This is a genomic window from Diaphorobacter ruginosibacter (assembly GCF_014395975.1).
In the GTDB taxonomy this organism is placed as follows: domain Bacteria; phylum Pseudomonadota; class Gammaproteobacteria; order Burkholderiales; family Burkholderiaceae_C; genus Diaphorobacter_A; species Diaphorobacter_A ruginosibacter.
The window spans coordinates 4,849,206-4,866,435 of record NZ_CP060714.1; the positions used below are offsets into that span (position 1 = coordinate 4,849,206).

A 17,230-nucleotide genomic window follows, 5' to 3' on the forward strand; every position below is an offset into this window, starting at 1 on the left:
TCGTCATTGCAAAAACGCGCTCAGGCGCGAGAGGCACCACAGCACCACCACGTAGAGCGCAATATCGAAAAGGGCCGGGTGCCAGATGCGCCGGTACAGGCCCATCGCGGCCAGCATGCGCTGCACGCCCAGCAGTACCAGCAGCGCAAGCAGCGCAAGGGGCAGCAGCCAGGGCAGGTAGAGGCCGTAGAAGGAAGCTTCACCAATCATGATGTCGTCATGGCAGCCGCGGGAGCGGCCGCACTCGTCAGTGCCGCGGGGGCGGCCGGGAAAAGATTGCGGCGCAGGCCCACCAGCGCGGTGACGGCACTGCGCCATTGCGGCGTGGAGTCGGGTCGCCCGGCCGCGTAGCCGAGCACCTCGTCGATGTGCGCGAGCAGCTCGGGCGTGAGCTGGGCCACCGCGTTATTGCTGCCGCGCAGCGCGAAGTAGCGGCCGATGTCGGCCAGCACGCCCGCGATGCGCGGGGACTCCATCGGAATGTTCTGGCGCTGCAGCGAGACGAGGTCGGCGCCCACGCGCAGATCGCGCAGGGCCTCGTCCTTGGCGACGCCATCGATTTTTCCACCGGCCTGCGCAATGCGGGGCGCGAGCAGGCCGATGCGGTCGAGCATGCGCACGGCGTAGGCGTCGAGCTGGCGAGCGCTGGCCGTGGGCTGCGCAAGTTCGGACAGCTCCCGCCAGTTGGCGCGCTGGATGCGGCGCGCGGCCCAGTCCACGCCCACCGTGCGCACCAGCGCGGTCACCACGCCGGCGGCGACGATGCCCGCGATCTGGCCGATCATCGAGTTCACGAAAGTGATCATGTCCACCGTGCCGGTGTCGTACATCGCAAGCGTGCCGAAGAAACCGCCCAGCAGGACTCCCATCGCCGCCATCATGTTCTGGGGCCTGGCCATGTAGCAGCCCAGCACCAGGAACACCGGCGCGCAGACGGCCACGAGCATGCCGAAGTCCTGCACGTTGGGCAGCATCACCAGCACGTAGAAGACCGACAGCGGCAGCGACCACAGCAGGTACTTGAGGAAGCCGCGGATGGCGGGCACCGGGTTGTCCATGGTGGCGAAGAAGCTGCAGAAGATCGCCGCCATCATCGTGGCGGCCGAGCCGACGGGCCATTCCGTGAGGATCCAGAAAGCGCCGCACAGGCAGATCGCGAGCACGGCCGCGAGCGCCGAAAGGAACGCCATGCCGTGGTCCAGGTGCAGTGCCCGGTGGCTCAGGCTGGCAAGGCGGCGCGACTGCAGGCGCTCACCCTTGATGCCGGCGTCGATGTCGTGGCGCAGCCGCACGCAGGCGTCCCACGCATCGACCAGTTCGGCAAGCCGCGTGGCCAGCGCCACGCGCAGCAGGCGTTGCCAGGCTTCGTGCCGGTCCCACTCCTGCATGGCGAACTGCTGGATGTCGCTGCGCAGCTGTGCGTGCAGCGGCGCACGTGCGGCGTGCGGTGCCTTGAAGTCCTGCAGGCTCAGCCACGTGGCGGTGCGCTCGAGCATCTGCACCACGTCGGGTGCCAGCCTGCCCTCTGCCTGTTCGAGCGCGATCAGACGGTCCTCCACGGCGGAGACCGTGGGCATCAGCGACGCGATGCGGTCCTGCATGGTGCCGACGGCGCCCGCGGTCCAGCGCAGGTGGGTGGTGTCGAACGGGATGTGCGTGGAGAGCAGGCGCAGCTGCGTGATGTCGCCAGCCACCAGGCTTCGGTCCACGCCCAGGCCGCTGGCGCGGGGTGCGTCGGACGCGGCCTGCGGTTGTTGCGTACGCGTCCCCGCGCTGAGCAGTTCCTGGATCCAGTGCCGCGTGTGTTTCATCGCGCCGTCGAGCAACCCCAGCACGGCGGGCGCGAGCCCCTTCGGGAAGATCACGCTGTGCACGAGCGTCGCGCACAGGATGCCGATGCAGATCTCCTCCACCCGCAGCGTGGTGTTGTCGAACACGGTCTGCGGTGTCTGCACGTTGGGAAAGCCGATCAGCGCGGCGGTGTAGCCCGCGAGCATGAAGGCATAGGAGCTCGGGGAGCGGTCCAGCAGCGACAGGTAGAGGCACAGCCCCACCCACAGGGCCAGTGCGAGCGTGAGCAGCTCCGGTGCGTTGGCGAGCGCGGGCACGATCAGCAGCGTGGCGGTGCTGCCGATGAAGGTGCCCAGCACGCGGTAAAGCGCCTTCGAGCGTACGGGGCCTGCCATGGGGCTGGCCACCACGTAGGAGGTCATCATCGCCCAGAACGGGCGGCTCAGCCCGACCCGGCTCGCCACGTACAGCGAGAGGCTCGCGGCGAGAAAGCACTTCAGCGAAAAGAGCATTTCCGCCCCGGTGAAGCGGGGCAGCGAGAGGCGTTTCATCGCTGCGCCACGGCCGGCGTGACACGGCCCATGCGATCTTCGAGCAGCGCGAACACCCGCAGGCAGGCGGCCACATCGGCATCGCCTACGCCCTCGAAGAGCTGGTTGCGTACCGTCTTGAGCGCGGCTTCGATGCGATGGGTGAGCTCGCGGCCCTTGTCCGTCAGGTGCAGCGTCTTGGCGCGCCCATCGACCGGGTCGTCGCGACGCTCGATCAGGCCTTCGCTTTCGAGATGGTCCAGCGGCCGGGTGAGCGAGGGCGCCTTGATGCCCAGGATGTCGGCGATCACGCCTTGGCGCAGGCCATCGCCGTAGCGCGACACCGCCACGAGCGGCCAGGTGGTGGCCTCGGACAACCCGAGGTGCGCCACGGCCTTGTTGGCGATGGGGGGATAGCGCGCATTGCAGAAGCTCATGCTGCGGGTGAGTTTGAGCAGCGCTTCTTCGCGCGCGCTGAGCCGCGTATCGGCGGTTGGAGTGGACGAGGAGTTCTTTTTCATTTTAATTAGCTGGCTTACTAATTAGTATAGTGAAATATTTGAAAATTTGCATGACGTGGGGAATCCCGCCGAGGCACTTCCCGTGCGAAGCCGTTACCATGGTCTTTTGACCTTGGAGCGTGTTCACGCGCTCAGCGGGAGTTCCCCATGCCATGGACCACCATCCGCGTTGTCGCAGCCGTGCTCGCCTTGTGCGGATTGGCTGCATGCACCTCTACCACCCCTCACCGCGACGCCGGATCGATGGCCGGCCAGCCCACCGGAGTGACCGTCTTCGGCACGGTGGACATGGGTGTCGGCGGGGTGAAATAGAGACGCCCTGTCCCCCTGTTCTTTTCTTGCCTACAACAACCAAAGGAGATCGAATTGTTCAGTCACATCATGCTCGGCGTCAGCGACCTGGAGCGGTCCAGGCAGTTCTACGACCAGCTGCTGGGGCAGCTCGGCATTGCGCCCGGCGTCGCCAACAGGAACCGTTTCTTCTGGCGCAGCCCCACGGGCACGTTTGCCGTCAGCACACCCATTGATGGCGAGCCGGCCACGGCAGGCAATGGCAGCACGACCGGCTTTGCGGCCTCGTCCGAGGACATGGTGAACCTGTGCCACGCGACCGCCCTCGCGAACGGAGGCGTGACATGCGAGGACCCGCCGGGCTATCGTGGCGAAGGGCCGGGGCGCCTGTACCTGGCCTATCTGCGCGATCCGGATGGCAACAAGATCTGCCTGCTGTACCGTCCGCCCAGGAACATCTGATTCGCACAGGGCTCGCCCGCAGCCGCCGCATTGCGCTGAATACCGCAGCGCGAGCGTGGACGGGCGCGGTCGGGGATACTTGCGTCCCCCATCCAATTCCAGCAGGAGCGTGCGTGCAATCAGCAAGTGAGCAGTGGTTCGACGAAGCCTATTACCAGCGTTTCTATTTCGACAAGAAAACAAGCGTGATCGATGTCGAACATTCGCGCAGGCTGGGCGATTTCGTCTGTTCCTACCTCGCCTACTTGCGGGTGCCGGTGGCGCGTGTCCTCGATGTGGGCTGCGGCATCGGCCTGTGGCGCGAGGCCGTGGCGCGGCACTTTCCCGGGGCCGTGTATCACGGCGTCGAATTCAGCAGCTACCTGTGTGGGCGCTATGGCTGGCAACAGGGGTCGGTCGTGGATTTCCGCAGCGACGAACCCTTCGATCTGGTGATCTGCCAGGGAGTGCTTCCATACCTGAGCCCCTCCGACCTGAAACAGGCGCTGGCCAACCTGGGGCGGCTCTGCCGGGGCGGCCTGTATGTCGAGGCCGTGAGCCGCGAAGATTACGATCGCGGCGTGATCGACGAGGACCTGACCGATCCGCGGCTGTACCGCCACCGTGCCTCGTTGTACCGCCGCGGCCTCGAGGCTGCGCATTTCCAGGAGCTGGGCGGCGGCGTCTGGCTCAGCGAGCGCTGCGAGGTGCCGATGTTTGAACTCGAATGCCGGCAGAGCCAGGCCTGAGGGACACCGTCCCGGCGCGCGAAGGCCTGCATGCCGTGGCGCGGCTGCGCAGGGCGCGCCTTGCGCTCAGCACGCGGCCGTTTCTCGCGCGTGGCGGCCCCAAGGGGCAGCGCTGCGAAGGTTGCCGGCTGCGCCCTTCGCATTGCATCTGCGCCGCGCCGGTTCTTCAGGCCGACGTGCATGCGGGCGTGTGCCTGCTGATGCACGACGCGGAGCCGCTCAAGCCCAGCAACACCGGCTGGCTGATCGCCGACGTGGTGCCCGATACCTTTGCATTCGGCTGGTCGCGCATGGAGGCCAGCGGCGAACTGCTGGCGTTGCTGGATGATCCGAAGTGGCAGCCGTTCGTCGTTTTCCCCGGAGAGTACGCGGATTCGGCGGAGCGTGTCGTGCATTCCCTGGCGCAACCTGGCGGTGCGCCGACGTACCGGGGGGCGACGGCAGGCGTCCGCTCTTCGTGCTGCTGGATGCAACGTGGTCGCAGGCGCGCAAGATGTTCCGCAAGAGCCCGTATCTCGACCGCTTTCCTGTCCTGAGCCTGCACCCCGACCAGGTGTCGGCATACCGGCTGCGGCGTTCCAACCGCGACGACCATTTCTGCACCAGCGAGGTGGCGTCGCTGTGTCTCGAGCTGTCGCAGGACTCCGCGGCATCGCAGGTGCTCGCGGCCTGGCTCGACGTCTTCACGCACAATTACGAGCGGGCGCGCAACCAGCTGCCACCGGACTTCGACGGCCCGGAGCACCGGCGCCTGGGTGCATGCCTCGGCGCCGCGCAGGCGGCCGGCTGACGGACCTCAGTCGACCGCGAACCCGGTCTCGGTCAACTGCAATTCGCCGTAGGGGCCGTCGCGCAGCCAGCCGCGATCCTTCGCGTGCTGCACGGCCTGCTGCAGTTCGGGCTGGCCGATGCCGTGCCGCGTGAGATCGCGGACCAGGTTGTCGGGGCTCATGCCGTCACCCGCGCGCAACCCCTGTTCGTTGATCATGATGAAGAGGATGCGCTTGGCGAGGGTGTCCTCGGAGGAGAGTTCTTTGGAGCTCATGGGTGTTCCGTTCCTGAGACAAGAGACCGTTTTCGACTGCGGCAGCCCAGCGGCCCGTCGAACGCCGTTGTACCGGAAATGGGAAGCGCCGCCTGTCAGCCAAGAGGCTGACCCGCTATCTGGGGTGATGAGCGCCTAGAGCCCTTCGAGCTCCATGTTCACGAGCTTCCAGCCCAACAGTCCATCGCGGCGGAAAATGAAGGCGGTTCCCGGATCCCTCTGGCGGAAGGCGCGGACCTTGCCGAAGCCCTGGTAGTGCAGGGAGAAGCCCTTGCGCTGATCCGCATCGCCGGCTTCGGCCTCACCACCGCGGCTACTACCGGCTGCTGGATCGGCCGCGGGCGCAGGTCCACGCGCCACGCGTCCCGTTTCCATCATCATCATGATCCCGGCGGGGGTCACGAGTTGATCGACCGCCGTGCCGACGACGAGCCCGCCGATGGCCTGACCGATGTTGGCAAGCGGGTTGTCGCTGCCGGGCTCCGCCTTGGGCAGCTTGGAGGCCAGCGAGCGCATGAGCCTACCCTTCATGTTCTCGCGCAGTACGGGAAAGTCGACGAACTCCGAGAGTGCGGCCGAGTCTCCTGCGTCGATGGCCTTCTTGATGGACTGCATCGCGAGATACGGCGACACATAGAGCAGCGTGGCAAAGCCCAGGGCAGCAGCCACGAGCACGGGGAAAACAACGCTCTTTCGATTCTTCATTCCGGGTGATCCTTCCACATCTTCTGCACCCGGCCTTCTGGCCGGATGGGCTGTGCGCATGTTCGCACAGCTTGTGCGGTCCGGCTCGGTGAAAGTCACCCGGCGGGCGGCGTCAGCTGGCCTTGTTCATCCAGTCGGACAGCTCGTCCGCATGGTCCTGCTCCATCTCGAGGATCTGCTCGATCATGCGGCGCGTGGTGGGATCCTTGTCGCCGACCAGCTCGATGATCTGTGTATAGGCCTCGATCGCCACGCGTTCGGCGACCAGGTTGGCGCGGATCATCTCGTGCAGCTCCAGCTGCTCGTTGTAGTCGGCGTGGCTGCGGCGGGTGAGCGTGTCGGGGTTCAGGTCCGGCTCGCCGCCCAACTGCACGATGCGCTTGCAGATCATGTCGGCGTGCTGCTGCTCTTCCACGGCGTGCTGCAGGAACTCACCGGCGATCGCCGGTGACTCCAGGCCCGTGGCCGTGAAGTGGTGACGCTTGTAGCGCAGAACGCAGACCATCTCCGTTGCCAGCGCATCGTTGAGCAGGCGGATGATGTCCTCGCGGTACGGTCCGAAATCGGGCGTGACGGCGCCCTGGTCGAGGCTCTGCTTTGCCGCATCCAGGCGCTTCTGGTCGAGTTGCAGCTTCTGCTTGTTGCTTGAGGTATTTGCCATCGTGAGTTTCCTCTTGTGTTGCGGGGAAAGGGGCTCGCGCGGATATCTGTGGATATCTCTATGTGCGCGGCCGGACTTCCACCGTAGTCGCGGTGCAGGGCTTTGTCTGTGAGACAACGCTGACTTTCGATGACGTACCGCAGCGACAGCAGGTGGCCCCACCGGGGCCAGGGCGAGGTGCGGAGGGTGCCTAGGCAGAGCCAGCGCGCATCTCGATCAACGCGTCCACCGCCACCGCGCCTTCCCCCTCGGAGCCGACGATGACCGGATTCAGGTCGAGCGATGCGAGCTGTCCCTTTGCAGCCACCGCAAAGTCGGCTACTGCCACCGTGAGCCGCGACAGCGCCGCGATGTCCAGCGCGGGCTCGCCACGCAGGCCCTTGAAAAGCGGTGCGATGCGCAGCCGGGCCAGTTCCCGCGTGACGTCGTCGGCCGAGAACGGGGGCAGCAGCACGACGCAGTCGTTGAGTGCCTCGGTGTATTTGCCGCCGTCACCCACCACAATCACCGGGCCGAACACGGGGTCCATGTGGGCGCCCACCATGAACTCGTGCCGCCCCTTGTGCATCGCGGCCACGATGACACCATCGCGCGATGCGTTCAGTGCGTCCATCTTGTGGTCGAAGCGCTCGAACAGAGCCTCCGCCTCCTCGGGCGACGCGACGTCGAGTGCCACCAGGCCGTGTTCCGACTTGTGGGGAATGTCGCGCGAGCAGGCCTTCATCACCACGCGCTGTCCACCTGCGCGGATCTGTTCGAACGCGGCACCGGCCTCTCCTGCGGTCCGGCACAGGTGCATGGAGACCACGGGCACGCCATGCCGTCCCAGCAGCGCCAGGCTGTCGGCCTCGTTCAGGAAGCGGTCGCCCGATGCGGGCCATTGCACGGGGGACGTCGCCAGTGCGGGTGCGGTGCGCGGGCGGCGCATGAGGTCGGTATGCCTGGCCAGCTGGGCCAGCACGCCGATCGCATCCCCCTCGTTCGCGAACGTGGCGATGCCGTGAGCGCGGAACGCCGACGCGACGCTGTCCTGCCAGGCCGCGACGGCGACGGGCTTTCCGGTGCCGGCCTCGAACGCCGCGGCATCGCGTGCGAAACGCTCCACGTCGTAGCCCGCGCCCGCCACCGGAATGTTGATGAAGAAGAGATCGGCGGAAGGGTCCTTGGCGACGGCCGGCAGCACGTCGCCGAACAGGCCGCTGTTGGTGAGCAGCGCGGCCGTGATGTCGATCGGGTTGCTGGTCGTGGCAAAGCCCGGCAGCTTCTGCGCCAGATCGTCCTGCGTGGCAGGCGACAGTTCCGCGAGCGCGAGCTTTTCGTCATCGGCGGCATCGGCCCCCATCACGCAGCTGGCGCCCGAGTTGCTGATCACGACCAGGCGCCGGCCTTGCGGACGCCAGCCTTTCAGGTAGGCCTTTGCGGCACGCACCTGCTCGTGGGGATCGCGCACGCGCAGGATGCCATGCTGGCGCAGGAAGGCGTCGACGGTGCGGTCCTCGTTGGCAAGCGACCCCGTGTGTGACGAGGCGGCGCGCTGCCCGCCGGCCGTTCTGCCGGCCTTGACGGCGACGATCGGAAGGTCGCGCTCGCGCGCCACCGCGGCCGCGCGGGCCAGCAGGTCGGGGTGTGCAATGCTCTCGAGATAGAGCAGCAGCAGCTTCACGTCGGGATCGTGCGCGACAGCCAGCGCCAGTTCGCCCACCGACACATCCACCTCGTTGCCTGTGGCATGGACGTGGCGCACGCCCAGGCCCTGTCCGCGCAGCAGGCCGTAGGCCATCGCGCTCATACCGCCGCTCTGGCTGACGATGCCCACCGGCCCGTCCATGGGCGGCACTTCGATGAACATGGTGGAGAAGCCGGCGATCGCGCCGGTGCCGAAGTTGGCAAGGCCCTGCGTGTTGGGTCCATACAGCCGCATGCCGGCGCTGCGGGCCGTGCGCAGCATGTGCTGCTCGATTTCCTTGCCTTCGGGGCCGGTCTCGCCGAAGCCGGAGGCGATGATCACGGCGGACTTCACGCCCCGTGCCGCGCACTCCTCGACGGCGCTGACCGTCTTGTCGCCACCGACCACGACGAGCGCGAGCTCGGGCACCTCGGGCAGTGCCGACAGAGACGCATAGGAACGGTGGCCCTGGATTTCGTCGCGCGTGGGGTTGATCGGGTAGATCGCTCCCTGGAAGCCGTGCAGGCCCATGTAGTGGATCGGGCGGCCGCCGATCTTGTGGATGTTCTCGGAAGCGCCGATGACGGCCACCGAACGCGGATTCAGCGCGGATTGGAGAAGGTCTTGCATGGAGTTTGTGCTGGTTGGAGCGGGGTCCCGTGGACCCCGCCGATGATTCGCCGGGACGCTCAGTCCACCTTCGCGCCGGATGTCTTGACCACCTTGCCCCACTTCTCCACTTCCGCATTCAGGAAGCTGCCGAAGGCGGAGGGCGTGTCCCACTTCGCGGCAAAGCCTTGTCCGTCGAAGCGTTGCTTCACGTCGGGGCTCTGCAGGACCGTGCGCAGCGCGGCGTTCAGGCGGTCGATCACTTCCTTGGGCGTGCCCGCGGGAGCGAGCATGCCGTTCCAGGCGATGGCTTCGTAGCCAGGCAGGCCGGCCTCGGCGATCGTGGGAATGTCCGGAGCGCTCGGAGAGCGTTCGCTGCTGGTGACGGCAATCGCCTTGAGCTTGCCGCCCTTCACGAACGGCATGGACGAGAGCATGGTGTCGAACATCAGGTCGGCCTGGCCGCTCATCACATCGGTGAGCGCGGGGGCACTGCCCTTATAGGGCACATGGTTCATCTTCACGCCGGCCATCGCGCTGAAGAGTTCGGCGGACAGGTGGGTGGACTGGCCGTTGCCCGACGACGCATAGTTCAGGCCGCCGGGCCTGGACTTGGCAAGCGCGATCAGCTCCTTCACGTTGCTGGCCTGCAGCGTCGGCGTGGCGACGATCACCAGCGGGCCGCTGGTGAGCTGGGAGATCGGCGTGAAGTCCTTGGTGATCGAGTAGTTCAGCTTGGAGAACAGCGACGGGTTGATCGCATGGGCCGTGGTCGCCACCATCAGCGTGTAGCCGTCCGGGGTGCTGCGCGCGACCTGCTCCGCTCCCAGGTTCGCACCGGCACCGGGCTTGTTGTCCACGATGATGGATTGGCCGAGCTGCTCCTGCAGCTTCTGCGCGACCACGCGCGCGACGATGTCGGTCGGGCCTCCGGGCGGGTAGGGGACGACGAGGCGGATCGGCTTGTTCGGATAATCCCCGCTCGCGAACGCGGCCGGTGCGGCGGCGAACGCGCTCAGCGCGGCGGCCGCGAGGGCCAGGCGGGTGGCGCTGCGGCGCGAAATCAACGGTGCTGTGTGGGCCATGGTGGTGTCTCCTGGATGTTGTGATGGGTGTCGGGATGGATGGGGCCGGAAAGGGTTGGCTGCCCGCCTGTCATTGCGGCTCGAAGCGGACCAGCGTGCGCGTGCCATGCTCGAAGCAATGCGCGCGCACCCGCTGCCCGATCTGCATTCCGGCGGCGGCATGGGCCATGAGGCGCGGACCCTCGTCCAGCTGCGCCATGACCAGCGTGTAGGGCGCGAGCGCCCGGAACTCATCGGACGGCGCGCGCGATACCACGGTGACGGCACGCACCGTCGCCAAGCCGCAGGCGTCCTGCCATTGCAGCGATTCGCTGGCACAGCGCTGGCAGGCATAGCGCGCAAGCGTCTGCGCGTGCCCGCAGTCCGTGCAGCGCTGGTAGCGCAGCACGCCTTCGCGCAGGCCTTCGGTGAAGGGGGCGGCCAGCGGCCGAGCCGGGTGATCGAGATCATTCATGGACTGCACTTCCTGTCTCATCGTTCATGGTTCACGCGCAAGCACCAGGCTCACATGCGAGGACATCACGCCGCCGTCCGCGTGGATGAAGGCGCGTTGCGGCGGGCGCGCCAGCTGTCGCTCGCCCGCGAGGCCGCTCATCTGGCGCCAGGCCTCCACCACGTGCGCCATGCCTCCGGCAACGCCGCAATGGCCATAGGAGAGCAGCCCGCCGTGCGTGTTCAGCGGCAGGGCGCCGCCGCGCTCGAAGTCGCCCGCACGCAGCCGGGCCGCGGCACCGGCGCGCGGCGCGAAGCCGATTTCCTCCAGCAGCATGACGAGGGTGATGGTGAACGAGTCGTAGATACCCAGGTAGTCGAAGTCGCCGACCTGCATGCCAGCCTCGGCAAGCGCCGCGCGTGCCGCGTCCGACGCGCCGCAGCGCATCACGTCGTCCATCGCCGTCAGATGCTGGTGGCGGTGCGCCTGGCCCGCGCCGCGCATCTGCACCGCCGCGTGCTTGCCCGGCTCTGCGGAGACGACCAGTGCCATCGCGCCATCGGAGATCGGACAGCAGTCCATCAGCGAGAGCGGGGAGGCGATGGCCTTGCTGGCCAGCACGTCCTGCACCGTGATCGGCGTGCGCAGGTGCGCATCGGGATGCGTGATGGCGTGCCGGCGCATCAGCACGGCGAACTCAGCGAGGTCGGCGGAGCTCACCCCCGTGCGCTGCATGTACTCCGATGCCATGAGCGCGTAGTAGGCCGGCACGGACGCGCCATTGGGCACCTCGAAATCGGCATCGCCGACCTGGGCGAGCGTCTGGATGGAGCTGTCGCGCGACTGGCCGGAAAGCCGGTTTTCTCCGGCGACCACCAGCACGTTGCGGCAGCGGCCCGAGCGCACGAGCTCGCGCGCGGCCATCAGCATGGCGGCACCCGTTGCGCCCCCGAGCTGCATGCTGTGCGCATAGTCCGGCGACAGTGCGAAGCGCTCGCAGAACAGCGTGGAGAGCATCAGGTGCGGGAGGGTGGTGGCATAGCCGCAGAGCACGCCATCGATGCGTGATCGTTCGAGCTGCGCGCTGTGCAGCGCCTCGCGCGCGGCGTCGGCCATGAGGTCGAGCGCGCCGCGGCCTTCGTGCCGGCCGAACGGGGTGCCACCGGCGCCCCGCAGGTAGGCCGATGGGGTGGATGCTTGCATGCGGTCTGTCTCCTTGGTGTTGTCTGGATGGGCCTGCCGTCAGTCGGCGCGTCGCTCGCCGCCGGGTTTCAGCGCGCCCACGCGGTGTGCCGTTCTCGCGCCGGGCCGCGTCGCCTCGGACCAGCGCACCTGGCACTGCATGGCCTCGTGCATCAGGGCCTGGCCCATGGCTGCTTCGCGCGTGAGGATCCGGTCATTGAGCGCCGCGATGCTGATGGCAGCCACCGGACGGCCATGCGGGTCGAGGATCGGCACCGCGATGCCGCCCATGCGTTCGACCACCACGTCCAGCAGCACCGCATAGCCGCGAGTGCGCGCCTGGTCGATGCGCTCGTGCAGCAGTTCGGCCGTGATGCGTGGATAGCGCTGCAGTTGCCCGAGCAGGATGTCGATGGCCGCTTCGCGCTCGGCCTGCGGCAGCCAGGCGAGCAGCGCCAGGCTCCCGGCTCCCACGCCCAGCGGACGGCGGCTGCCCACGCGCAGGTAGTTGGCGCGGATCGGGTAGGTGCCTTCCTCCACGTCGATGCACAGTGACTCGATGCCGCTCGGGATCGACACCACGGCGCTGTCCTCGAACTGGCCGACCAGGCGCATGAGGCTGGGGCGCACGATGGGACGCGGATCGAAGCGCCGCAGTGCGGCAGCGCCGAGCACCATCAGCTCAGGGCCGAGGTTGAATTGCTTGGTGAGCGGGTCGCGCGTGACGAATCCATCACGCACCATCATTTCCAGCAGGCGCAGCGCTGTGGCCTTGTCGAGATCGGCTGCTGCCGCGATGTCCGTCAGCCGCGCATTGGCACCCTCGGACATCACGCGCAGGACACGCATGGCGCGCTCCACCGACGACACGCTGGTGCCGGAACTGCGGGTCACGATGGCCTTGGGCTTGGATAGGGGCGCTGTTCTGGTGGGCTCTGGCATGTTGGTTTCCATGGATGAAACACAAACGATGAGCCAATGTAGAAATAGTGGGCCTTCAGGTCAAAAACTTCTTTGCGAGTTTTGGAGAGTGAAATTTTTGCTGCGATGCAGAACAGGAATTTATATAGATTAGATCTATTGATTTGTCAGTTCAATGCCTTTTGTGCTGATTGTCTCTGTTCCGCTCTTCATTGTTTCAATGAGATACATGTGGCTTGTATCAAGAGATTTTTGCTACCAGATTTGAAGCGCGAGAGCGATTGTTAACAAGATGCTCCACGGATAGGCGATAGCTTGTGTAAAAAATAGCATTCACCTATTCAATTTTAATATCTTGTAGGTGCATGCTATGCAAAGAGTCGTTCGCAACATCGCTGGTCTGCTGGTGGCGGGAGGCACGCTGGCCGCGGCTGTCTGTCTGCCCGCCCTGGCGCGCACGGAAGCCGGCGTGCCCGTGGTCGAGGCGAAGCCGGTGTCGATTCCAGCGCAGGCAAGCCCGTCGGCGGTCTTTGCCAACAAGGTTTCGGTGGGAGGGCGCACGGTGCAGCTCAACGGCTCCGGCACGCGGTTCAAGGCGGTGTTTCAGGTCTATCGCGCCGCGCTCTACACCGAAAAGCCCGCGCTGCAATATGGCGACCTGGCCGGGGAAGGCGAGGCCAAGCGCATCCATTTGGTCATGCTGCGGGAGGTGAATGCCAACGAACTGGGCAGCATGTTCGTGCGCGGTATCCAGGAGAACATGGACAAGGCTGCGGCAGCACGCCTGATGCCGGCGATGCTGCGCATGTCGGCACTGTTCAGCGAATACAGGCGGCTCGATGCCGGCGACTCCATCACGCTCGACTGGGTGCCCGGCAAGGGAACGGTGGTGTCCGTGCGCGGCGTCCCCGCTGCGGACCCAATTCCCGAGGCGCAGTTCTATCATGCGCTGGCAGGCATCTGGCTGGGAGCGACACCCGCGGACTGGAAGCTGCGCGATGCGATGCTGGGCGTGAAGGCCACGACCGATACGGCCAACAGGAACTGATCGCGTGGCGCGCGGCACCCCATCTTCCTGAGTGAAGGCCGTCAGGTCGTCAACATGCTCTTACATGCGGGAGCCAGGGGGCAGCCCTGTGGCGCGACAATGTGCCGCATGTTTCCCTCGCGCACCTTGCATGGGTGCGATACCGCTTCGTATGAGATCCGCTCCTTTGCCTTCGGGCGTTGTTGTTGACGTGGCCGCCTGCACGCGGCGTCGATGGTTGTTCTCGGGCCTGCTGGCTGGCGGGGTGTTCCTGTCGGGATGCGCGGCGTCGCCCGGCGTGCTCGCCCAGCAGGGGTACACGATCTCGCAGGCACAGATCCAGGGCGCGGTGGCACGCAAGTTCCCGCGCAGCTACGGCATGGGCGGACTCGTCAACCTGGCGCTGGCGGACCCGAGGATCCGGCTGAAGCCCGAACACGACCAACTGAATGCGGTGATCGCGGTGGTGGCATCGGGGCCGCTGTTGCAGGGGCGTTCGTACAACGGCGCACTGGATGTGGACTTTTCGCTGCGCTACGAAGCCTCCGACCGAACACTGCGGGCGACCCGGCTGCAGCTCAACGGCCTGCGCATGGAGGGTCTCACGCCAGCGGCGGAGCAGATGCTGCAGCAATACGGCACGACGCTGGCCCAGCGGTCACTGCAGGAGGTGGTCCTGCATCAGCTGAGCGAGCAGGACCTCGCGCTGACCGACGGGCTGGGCCTGGAGCCGGGTCAATTCACCGTGACGGACAAGGGACTGGTGGTGCAGCTCAAGCCGAAGAACGCACTTTGATGGCGTCCTTTCGGATGTCTGCGCATGGTTCGTGACACTGTCCTACGCGGCGCGGCGCGCGTGGCTGTTACAAACAGGTTCACAGAGCGTCGGGCGTGGCGCTCCGCCAGGCAGAAAGAGACGAAGAAAGAGATGTATTGCCCATGAGAACACAGACAAGCCATGAGGGTTCGCAACGGACGGTGTCTTCTCGCCGTTCTTCTTCATCGCTCGAACAGGAGCAGGCCGCGCATCGCCGGCTGGTGGTGGTCATCGTCGGGGCGTCCAGCGGCATCGGCCATGCGGCCGCCGTGGCGTTCGCACGGCGCGGCGCGCGGCTGGTTCTGGCCGCACGCAGCGCGGACACCCTGGCGCCGGTCGTGACCGAGTGCATCGCGGAGGGGACCTCGGCGCTGGGCATCCCGACCGATGTGACGGATGCCGATGCGGTGCGCAAGCTGGCGGATCGCGCCATCAGCCACTATGGCCACATCGATGTGTGGGTGAATGCCGCCGGCGTCGGTGCCGTAGGGCGCTTCGATGGCGTGCCGCTGTCGGCCAGCCGCAGGGTGATCGAGTCGAACCTGATGGGGCACCTGCACGGCGCGCATGCGGCGATCCAGCATTTCCGCGAGACCGGCAGGGGCCTGCTGGTCAACCTCAATTCCATGGGTGGTTGGGTCGGCACGCCGTTCGCGGCCGCCTACAGTGCCAGCAAGTTCGGCGTGCGCGGCCTCTCCGAGAGCCTGCGCGCCGAGGTGGCCGATCTGCCGAATGTCCACATCTGCGACGTGGCGCCCACGCTGGTGGACACTCCCGGCCTCGCCAACGGAGCGAACTACACGGGCAGGCGGCTGCGTATGCCGCTGCCCATGCTCGATCCGCGCCGCGTGGCACAGACGATCGTGGCGCTTGCGTACTCGTCGCACCCGCGTCCGGTGACGTGGCTCGGGGCCGCCGCGCTGCCCGGTCGGGTCGCGCACGCCGTATCGCCCACGTTGGTCGGCAAGGTGATGAACTGGTTCGGTGCGCGTGGCCTGCGCCACGCGGAGCCTGCTCCCTTGAGCGATGGAAATCTCTACGAGCCTTCCGTCGACACCGGCATCGATGGCGGCGTGCGCAGTGCGCGCACCGAAGCCGCGACGGCCGCCATCGTGCTGGGCACGGTGGGGCTGGCGATCGGCTGGTGGGTGGGCAGCCGCACCCGGCGCTGAGCGGCTTTCCCGGGGGTGACCCCACTCGCGATCCATGCCCTATAGCCAGGGTATGGATCCGGCACTACCATGTGTGATGTCTGCTTGACTCAGCCAGGAGCGCATCATGATTGAGCCACCAGAGATCATCGACATATCGCTGTGCCGCTTCACGGCCGTGATTCCGGTGCGCTGCACGCGCGAGGAGATCCAGCTCGTGATGGGCCGAGGCGTACGCGAACTGCTCGACGCGGTGCGCGAACAGGGTGCGGCGCCCATTGCGCCGCTCTACACCCATCATCTGCGGCGACCCACGGACAGCTTCGACTTCGAGATCGGCATTCCGGTCGATCGTTCGGTCCACGCCTGCGGGCGCGTGCTGCCCTCGGAGTGGCCGGTCATGCGCGTGGCACGCACCGTGCACTGCGGGCGCTACGAGGAATTGCCCGGTGCATGGGGCGCATTCAAGGAGTGGATCGTGGCGCACGGGCTGGCCGTGACCCCCGATCTCTGGGAGTGCTACGTGACCGGTCCTGAGCGCGGCTCCGATACGCGGCTCTGGCGCACCGAACTGATTCAGCCGCTGGCAGGCTGAATCAGGCAGGCTGCGGGGCGTCCTGTGCCAGTTGCTCCGCCAGGAAGTCGACCACGGCACGCACGCGCGGCGCAAGCGACCGGCCGCCCGGATACAGCAGATAGAAGCGATCCTCCTCGGACTGCCGGTGGAACTGCGTGAGCAGCGGCACCAGCCGGCCCGCCTGCAGGTCGGCGGCAATGTTGAAGTGCGCCAGCCGTACGATGCCCAGTCCCTGCAGGGCCAGCGTGCGCAGCAGCTCGCCCTGATTGGCGCCGATATGGCGCGGAATGTCCACGGCCTTGACGTCGCTGCCGTCCTGGAAGGTCCAGTTGTTCCATTGCGTGCGGATGGTGAAGTTCAGGCAGCGGTGGTGCCGCAGTTCCTGGGGTTCGGCGGGGCTGCCGAAGCGCTCCAGATAGGACGGTGCGGCGGCGATCACCCAGGGGCGCAGCATCAGCGGGCGGCCCACCAAGGTGAGCTCGGTGGGCTGCCCGCTGTGGATGGCCACGTCGAGCCCCTGCCGGATGAAATCGGCACGCTCGGTGCCCAGCACGAAGTCGAGCCGCAGCCTGGGGTGCCTGTCCATCAGCAGCGGCAGGCGCGGCGCGATCAGGTACTTGGCCGTGGTCAGCGCGGTGTGGATGCGCACCACGCCCGAGATGTCCGCGGCGCGCAGGTGCACGGCGTCTTCCGCATCCACCATGGCGCGCACCACGTGCATGCCGGCCTCGCGAAAGCGCTCGCCCTCCTGCGTGAGGCGGATGGTGCCCGCGATGCGCTCGAACAGCCGCACGGACAGACGCTGCTCCAGCCGCGCGATCAGCTTGCTCACGGCGGACGGCGTCATCTCCTGCTTGCGTGCGGCGGCTGAGAAGCTGCCCTCGTCGACCACGCTCAGAAAGACCGAGATTTCAGCGTATTTGTCCATGATGCAAGGGTAGCTGTGAATTGAATTCATAGCTACTGGTCTTGCGAACGCATTGTTGAACAAAGAGCGGATCTTCAGAATGGCCTGAAATGAAGGAGAC

General features: G+C 66.7%; 19 protein-coding genes and 1 pseudogene. 8 read left to right on the top strand and 12 right to left on the bottom strand.

Annotated features, from left to right (window positions below):
* Nucleotides 1-3: 3 nt before the first annotated feature.
* From H9K76_RS21790 to H9K76_RS21800, 3 genes are read right to left on the bottom strand one after another with little or no spacing between them, the layout of a single operon-like run.
* Nucleotides 4-210 (bottom strand): DUF1656 domain-containing protein, encoded by a 207-nt coding sequence (locus H9K76_RS21790; RefSeq protein ID WP_187597345.1) that lies wholly within the window; start codon nt 208-210, stop codon nt 4-6.
* Nucleotides 207-2,342 carry an FUSC family protein gene (locus H9K76_RS21795; protein WP_187597346.1) on the bottom strand — a complete coding sequence of 712 codons (2,136 nt, stop codon included), beginning with the start codon at nt 2,340-2,342 and terminating at the stop codon, nt 207-209. The genes H9K76_RS21790 and H9K76_RS21795 overlap by 4 nt, the downstream gene beginning before the upstream one ends.
* Nucleotides 2,339-2,842, bottom strand: coding sequence for a MarR family winged helix-turn-helix transcriptional regulator (locus H9K76_RS21800; RefSeq protein WP_187597347.1), 504 nt, complete (start codon nt 2,840-2,842; stop codon nt 2,339-2,341). Before H9K76_RS21800 ends, H9K76_RS21795 begins: the two co-directional genes overlap by 4 nt.
* Before the next feature lie 147 nt (nt 2,843-2,989).
* Between H9K76_RS21800 and H9K76_RS21805 the strand changes: the two genes are divergently transcribed.
* From H9K76_RS21805 to H9K76_RS21820, 4 genes and pseudogenes are all read left to right on the top strand, one after another.
* On the top strand, nt 2,990-3,154 hold the full coding sequence (locus H9K76_RS21805) for a hypothetical protein (RefSeq protein ID WP_187597348.1): 165 nt from the start codon (nt 2,990-2,992) through the stop codon (nt 3,152-3,154).
* A gap of 54 nt (nt 3,155-3,208) precedes the next feature.
* Nucleotides 3,209-3,595 (top strand): VOC family protein, encoded by a 387-nt coding sequence (locus H9K76_RS21810; RefSeq protein WP_187597349.1) that lies wholly within the window; start codon nt 3,209-3,211, stop codon nt 3,593-3,595.
* Nucleotides 3,596-3,708: 113 nt separating this feature from the next.
* Complete coding sequence (locus H9K76_RS21815) at nt 3,709-4,323, top strand: class I SAM-dependent DNA methyltransferase (protein ID WP_187597350.1); 615 nt, start codon at nt 3,709-3,711, stop codon at nt 4,321-4,323.
* Nucleotides 4,302-5,113 (top strand): annotated as a pseudogene (locus tag H9K76_RS21820) (tRNA-uridine aminocarboxypropyltransferase). The gene H9K76_RS21815 and the pseudogene H9K76_RS21820 overlap by 22 nt, the downstream one beginning before the upstream one ends.
* Before the next feature lie 6 nt (nt 5,114-5,119).
* On the opposite strand, the gene H9K76_RS21825 reads toward H9K76_RS21820, so the two are convergent.
* The 8 genes from H9K76_RS21825 to H9K76_RS21860 form a co-directional block, all read right to left on the bottom strand.
* Nucleotides 5,120-5,368: a hypothetical protein gene (locus tag H9K76_RS21825; RefSeq protein ID WP_187597351.1), complete on the bottom strand. Its 249-nt coding sequence runs from the start codon at nt 5,366-5,368 to the stop codon at nt 5,120-5,122.
* A 135-nt stretch (nt 5,369-5,503) separates the two neighbouring features.
* Complete coding sequence (locus tag H9K76_RS21830; RefSeq protein ID WP_187597352.1) at nt 5,504-6,073, bottom strand: DUF2939 domain-containing protein; 570 nt, start codon at nt 6,071-6,073, stop codon at nt 5,504-5,506.
* A 112-nt stretch (nt 6,074-6,185) separates the two neighbouring features.
* Nucleotides 6,186-6,734 (bottom strand): ferritin-like domain-containing protein, encoded by a 549-nt coding sequence (locus tag H9K76_RS21835; protein ID WP_187597353.1) that lies wholly within the window; start codon nt 6,732-6,734, stop codon nt 6,186-6,188.
* Nucleotides 6,735-6,924: 190 nt separating this feature from the next.
* Nucleotides 6,925-9,030: an acetate--CoA ligase family protein gene (locus tag H9K76_RS21840; protein WP_187597354.1), complete on the bottom strand. Its 2,106-nt coding sequence runs from the start codon at nt 9,028-9,030 to the stop codon at nt 6,925-6,927.
* Between the two features lie 59 nt (nt 9,031-9,089).
* The gene (locus H9K76_RS21845) at nt 9,090-10,094 is read right to left on the bottom strand and encodes a tripartite tricarboxylate transporter substrate binding protein (protein WP_187597355.1); all 1,005 of its coding nucleotides are present in this window, start codon (nt 10,092-10,094) and stop codon (nt 9,090-9,092) included.
* Between the two features lie 70 nt (nt 10,095-10,164).
* Nucleotides 10,165-10,548: a Zn-ribbon domain-containing OB-fold protein gene (locus H9K76_RS21850; protein ID WP_187597356.1), complete on the bottom strand. Its 384-nt coding sequence runs from the start codon at nt 10,546-10,548 to the stop codon at nt 10,165-10,167.
* Between the two features lie 24 nt (nt 10,549-10,572).
* The gene (locus H9K76_RS21855; RefSeq protein WP_187597357.1) at nt 10,573-11,730 is read right to left on the bottom strand and encodes a thiolase family protein; all 1,158 of its coding nucleotides are present in this window, start codon (nt 11,728-11,730) and stop codon (nt 10,573-10,575) included.
* A gap of 39 nt (nt 11,731-11,769) precedes the next feature.
* Nucleotides 11,770-12,651 (bottom strand): IclR family transcriptional regulator, encoded by an 882-nt coding sequence (locus H9K76_RS21860; protein ID WP_187597358.1) that lies wholly within the window; start codon nt 12,649-12,651, stop codon nt 11,770-11,772.
* Between the two features lie 349 nt (nt 12,652-13,000).
* On the opposite strand from H9K76_RS21860, the gene H9K76_RS21865 reads away from it, so the two are divergent.
* The 4 genes from H9K76_RS21865 (at nt 13,001) to H9K76_RS21880 (ending at nt 16,220) form a co-directional block, all read left to right on the top strand.
* Nucleotides 13,001-13,678 carry a chalcone isomerase family protein gene (locus H9K76_RS21865; RefSeq protein WP_187597359.1) on the top strand — a complete coding sequence of 226 codons (678 nt, stop codon included), beginning with the start codon at nt 13,001-13,003 and terminating at the stop codon, nt 13,676-13,678.
* Between the two features lie 151 nt (nt 13,679-13,829).
* Nucleotides 13,830-14,453, top strand: coding sequence for a DUF1439 domain-containing protein (locus H9K76_RS21870; protein ID WP_246475193.1), 624 nt, complete (start codon nt 13,830-13,832; stop codon nt 14,451-14,453).
* A 143-nt stretch (nt 14,454-14,596) separates the two neighbouring features.
* Entirely contained in the window at nt 14,597-15,646 is a 1,050-nt protein-coding gene (locus H9K76_RS21875; protein ID WP_187597360.1) for an SDR family oxidoreductase, read from the top strand.
* A 106-nt stretch (nt 15,647-15,752) separates the two neighbouring features.
* Nucleotides 15,753-16,220, top strand: a complete 468-nt coding sequence (locus H9K76_RS21880) for a GyrI-like domain-containing protein (RefSeq protein ID WP_187597361.1) — start codon at nt 15,753-15,755, stop codon at nt 16,218-16,220.
* 1 nt (nt 16,221) lies between these two features.
* Here the strand turns inward: H9K76_RS21880 and H9K76_RS21885 are convergent, their stop codons facing one another.
* Nucleotides 16,222-17,130 (bottom strand): LysR family transcriptional regulator, encoded by a 909-nt coding sequence (locus H9K76_RS21885; RefSeq protein WP_187597362.1) that lies wholly within the window; start codon nt 17,128-17,130, stop codon nt 16,222-16,224.
* Nucleotides 17,131-17,230: the final 100 nt, after the last annotated feature.

Excerpts from the sequence above, each read along its gene's own strand:
- H9K76_RS21835 (WP_187597353.1), bottom strand. The coding sequence starts at position 6,734 with ATGGCAAATACCTCAAGCAACAAGCAGAAGCTGCAACTCGACCAGAAG.
- H9K76_RS21825 (WP_187597351.1), bottom strand. The coding sequence starts at position 5,368 with ATGAGCTCCAAAGAACTCTCCTCCGAGGACACCCTCGCCAAGCGCATC.
- H9K76_RS21790 (WP_187597345.1), bottom strand. The coding sequence starts at position 210 with ATGATTGGTGAAGCTTCCTTCTACGGCCTCTACCTGCCCTGGCTGCTG.
- H9K76_RS21855 (WP_187597357.1), bottom strand. The coding sequence starts at position 11,730 with ATGCAAGCATCCACCCCATCGGCCTACCTGCGGGGCGCCGGTGGCACC.
- H9K76_RS21800 (WP_187597347.1), bottom strand. The coding sequence starts at position 2,842 with ATGAAAAAGAACTCCTCGTCCACTCCAACCGCCGATACGCGGCTCAGC.
- H9K76_RS21850 (WP_187597356.1), bottom strand. The coding sequence starts at position 10,548 with ATGAATGATCTCGATCACCCGGCTCGGCCGCTGGCCGCCCCCTTCACC.
- H9K76_RS21845 (WP_187597355.1), bottom strand. The coding sequence starts at position 10,094 with ATGGCCCACACAGCACCGTTGATTTCGCGCCGCAGCGCCACCCGCCTG.
- H9K76_RS21795 (WP_187597346.1), bottom strand. The coding sequence starts at position 2,342 with ATGAAACGCCTCTCGCTGCCCCGCTTCACCGGGGCGGAAATGCTCTTT.
- H9K76_RS21865 (WP_187597359.1), top strand. The coding sequence starts at position 13,001 with ATGCAAAGAGTCGTTCGCAACATCGCTGGTCTGCTGGTGGCGGGAGGC.
- H9K76_RS21885 (WP_187597362.1), bottom strand. The coding sequence starts at position 17,130 with ATGGACAAATACGCTGAAATCTCGGTCTTTCTGAGCGTGGTCGACGAG.
- H9K76_RS21840 (WP_187597354.1), bottom strand. The coding sequence starts at position 9,030 with ATGCAAGACCTTCTCCAATCCGCGCTGAATCCGCGTTCGGTGGCCGTC.
- H9K76_RS21830 (WP_187597352.1), bottom strand. The coding sequence starts at position 6,073 with ATGAAGAATCGAAAGAGCGTTGTTTTCCCCGTGCTCGTGGCTGCTGCC.
- H9K76_RS21880 (WP_187597361.1), top strand. The coding sequence starts at position 15,753 with ATGATTGAGCCACCAGAGATCATCGACATATCGCTGTGCCGCTTCACG.
- H9K76_RS21805 (WP_187597348.1), top strand. The coding sequence starts at position 2,990 with ATGCCATGGACCACCATCCGCGTTGTCGCAGCCGTGCTCGCCTTGTGC.
- H9K76_RS21860 (WP_187597358.1), bottom strand. The coding sequence starts at position 12,651 with ATGCCAGAGCCCACCAGAACAGCGCCCCTATCCAAGCCCAAGGCCATC.
- H9K76_RS21870 (WP_246475193.1), top strand. The coding sequence starts at position 13,830 with ATGAGATCCGCTCCTTTGCCTTCGGGCGTTGTTGTTGACGTGGCCGCC.
- H9K76_RS21875 (WP_187597360.1), top strand. The coding sequence starts at position 14,597 with ATGAGAACACAGACAAGCCATGAGGGTTCGCAACGGACGGTGTCTTCT.